Origin of the sequence: Rhodococcus sp. EPR-134 (assembly GCF_001647205.1) — a bacterium.
Lineage (GTDB): Bacteria > Actinomycetota > Actinomycetes > Mycobacteriales > Mycobacteriaceae > Rhodococcus_F > Rhodococcus_F qingshengii.
The window spans coordinates 1-1,731 of record NZ_LVCT01000103.1 but is presented as its reverse complement, the minus strand read 5'-3'; the positions used below and the strand labels follow the sequence as shown (position 1 = coordinate 1,731).

Below are 1,731 nucleotides of genomic sequence, written 5' to 3'. Positions count from 1 at the left end.
GGCGACCACATCCTCAAGGTGCCGAACGGATCGACTGAACCCATTGAGCTCTCATTCGGCGAACTCAACCAGCCGTCCGATGTCGCTATCGACGATTCCGGCAACGTGTACGTCGCAGACCGGAACAATCATCGAGTTCTCAAGCTGCAAGCAAACGACTGACCTGGCCAGCGCCCCTGCACTTCAAAACGACGACCACGGTGTGACAGAAAAGGCTCGCATCGATCAGTTAGGACGCCCGGCCTGCGACGATTCCGTCATTTCCGGGTGATGATCGTCCGCAGTACGAAGCGGAAGACCACGGCGGTACCAGCTCCGACCGCGACACCGGCTATCGCGTCGGCTAGGAGAACCCCGACAGTGACACCGAGGACCGCGGCGGCCGCGATCGCCAATGCGACATCGGTAGGCGCCGGCCGAGGACTGGTGATCGGAGGGCCCTTTCGCGACAACCGACGACGTACTCGCAGAGAGCATGACACGGCACCGCAGCACGCGGGACTCGGACCATCGCGGTTCAATTAGAAAGGTGACGTGCCTACCCGCTGCTGCGTTCACTACCGGAAAGAGGCTCTGATGGCTGGGACGATCTTCTTCGCGTCGGGAGCTCGCTGGACTGCCAGTTCGTCAGTCTTTGCTCTCGCTCTGGAGGCGCTGATTCCGATGATCTCGGACCTAGAGACTCACGAGGTGGTCGTTGCTCTCAGCGAAGGCAACGTCGGAATGCTCGACGTCGAGGATTTGCCGCCGCACGGAAGAGTCGAGGTGTTGCAAATTCTAGAGGACGGGCGGCATTGGGAATCGGTACAGACGATGATCACCGGTGGACAAGAGTGGATCGATGCCGTCGAGAAACCGATGGCGGAACTGTCAGACCTCGCGGCCGCAACTATGGCGACGTGACAGTGAAATTGACGACTCATCGGCGGTAGCAGAAAGTGCCCCTGGAACTACTCGCACCGTTGGCATCGAAAGACTTGTGCGGGTGTCGGTCCTACGCTGTTCAATAGAGGCAGTAGTCGAGGATGAGGAGGTCAGACCATGTGTGGGCGCTACGCACGAAAGAGCACAGATAAAGAATTGCAGTCATTTTTCGACACCATGCACACCGTCGGCGACGAACTCCCACCGTCCTACAACGTCGCACCTACACAACCGGTCCGCGTGATCCTCGAACGAACCCCACGCGAGGAACCCGACTCCGAGCCCCAGCGCCAGCTCAGAACGGTCAAATGGGGCTTGCTCCCGGCCTGGGCGAAAGACCGGAAGATGGCGTCCAAGTTGATCAACGCCCGCAGCGAAACCGTCACGGAGAAGCCGTCATTCAGAAGTAGTGCTTCCAAAAGGCGCGCCATCATCCCGGCCGCCGGATACTACGAGTGGATGAAAAGTGAAGCAGGGTCGAAGATTCCCTATTTCCTTCGCGGCGAGGACGATATTCTCGCGATGGCCGGGCTCTACGAGTTGTGGCCCGATCCTGAACTGCCCGAAGATGATCCGGACAAGTGGGTATGGACCTGCACAGTCTTGACTCGGCCAGCCTCAGATTCCTTGGGGCACATACACGACAGATCCCCGCTGATCCTGCCCGAATCGTTCCGGGAACACTGGCTCGACCCGAACCTCACCGACAAAGGCGAGGTCCAGGCCATGATCAACTCAGTTCCGGAGCCGCATCTCGAGCCCTACGAAGTCTCGACTGCGGTGAACAGCCCTCGCAACAACAACCCG

The 1,731-nt window shown here is 59.4% G+C and carries 4 protein-coding genes; 3 read left to right on the top strand and 1 reads right to left on the bottom strand.

The genetic code is table 11. From position 1 onward, the window contains the following. Positions 1-18 precede the first annotated feature (18 nt). Positions 19-162 (top strand): hypothetical protein, encoded by a 144-nt coding sequence (locus tag A2J01_RS37170; protein ID WP_269455283.1) that lies wholly within the window; start codon positions 19-21, stop codon positions 160-162. A 95-nt stretch (positions 163-257) separates the two neighbouring features. Here A2J01_RS37170 and A2J01_RS36265 read toward each other — a convergent pair whose 3' ends face one another. Beyond that, complete coding sequence (locus tag A2J01_RS36265; protein WP_197494156.1) at positions 258-395, bottom strand: hypothetical protein; 138 nt, start codon at positions 393-395, stop codon at positions 258-260. Between the two features lie 181 nt (positions 396-576). Here A2J01_RS36265 and A2J01_RS05065 point away from each other — a divergent pair, with 181 nt between their 5' ends. Both A2J01_RS05065 and A2J01_RS05060 read left to right on the top strand, forming a co-directional pair. Further along, positions 577-903, top strand: coding sequence for a hypothetical protein (locus A2J01_RS05065; protein ID WP_064112225.1), 327 nt, complete (start codon positions 577-579; stop codon positions 901-903). Positions 904-1,041: 138 nt separating this feature from the next. Then, on the top strand, positions 1,042-1,731 hold a 690-nt coding region (locus tag A2J01_RS05060), incomplete at its 3' end, for an SOS response-associated peptidase (protein ID WP_064112226.1).

Bases quoted from the DNA above. Each gene is read 5' to 3' on its own strand.
- A2J01_RS05065 (WP_064112225.1), top strand. From the start codon at position 577: ATGGCTGGGACGATCTTCTTCGCGTCGGGAGCTCGCTGGACTGCCAGT.